This is a genomic window from Actinomycetes bacterium (assembly GCA_024222295.1).
Classification (GTDB): Bacteria; Actinomycetota; Acidimicrobiia; order Acidimicrobiales; family Microtrichaceae; genus JAAEPF01.
Genome location: JAAEPF010000042.1, coordinates 1 through 866, shown reverse-complemented (window position 1 = coordinate 866; position 866 = coordinate 1). Strand labels below are relative to the sequence as shown.

1 protein-coding gene is annotated in these 866 nt (G+C 70.3%); it reads right to left on the bottom strand.

What is annotated here, in order from left to right; translation table 11 throughout:
• Positions 1-193 precede the first annotated feature (193 nt).
• A partial coding sequence (locus GY812_14355) for a hypothetical protein (protein MCP4436666.1) occupies positions 194-866 on the bottom strand: 673 nt, incomplete at its 5' end.

The window sequence follows — 866 nt, the reverse complement described above, 5'->3', positions numbered from 1 at the left end:
TACGCACGCGGTGACGGTGGACGTGCGTGACGCCGGGGGCGCACGCACGCGCGAGGTGGTGCATGTGCGTGGCATCGATCCCACCACAGCGGGCGCCGTCGACCCCTGATGAGGGCCGGACGCGTCAGCGGGCTGACGTCGCGACGGTGTGACGCGAGCGGGGCGCCCGGATGCCGAGCGACCACGCTCGGGGTCAGCGCTGCGCGATGCCGAATGCGACGTCGCTGCCGCCGAGCACGGCGACCAGAACGTAGGAGCCGGTCGGGTCGGCCCAGGCGACGGTCTGGTTCGCGGTGAAGTCGACCTGCAAGGCGTAGCTCTCGAAGCCGGTCGCGGGCTGCCCGATGAGCAGCCAGGGGTCGCCCCCGCCGTCCACGTAGGTCACGAAGAGGTCGGGGTCACCGACGCCCGAGTGTGCTGGGTCGAACTGCACGTTGACGCTGCGCGGAGCGCTGTCGACGCTGAAGGTCGACTCCGATCCATCCGGCTCGATGAACACGATGCCCTGGGCCGCGGCGTCCGCGATGACCAGCCACTCGCCGTCTCCGTCCCGGGGTACCTCGAGGTCGATCGCCGTGTAGCCCGTGATCAGCTGCTCCTCGACGAGTACGGGCGGATCGCCCTCGACGTCGAAGCTCCACTCCTGCACGCCCCCGGCGGTGCGGCCGTACATGCGGCCATCGGTATCGTAGAAATGCAGCTCGCAGATGGGCACGGCCATGTCGTCCCAGGCTGTGGCCTCGTCGTAGTCCGTGGACTGGAGGCTGCTGGGCGAGGCACGCACGTACTGCATCCAGCTGCTGCCGGACTCACAGCCGACGGCGTGCAGGGTGCCGTCCGGCCCCGCCGCCAGGCTGATATCGGGG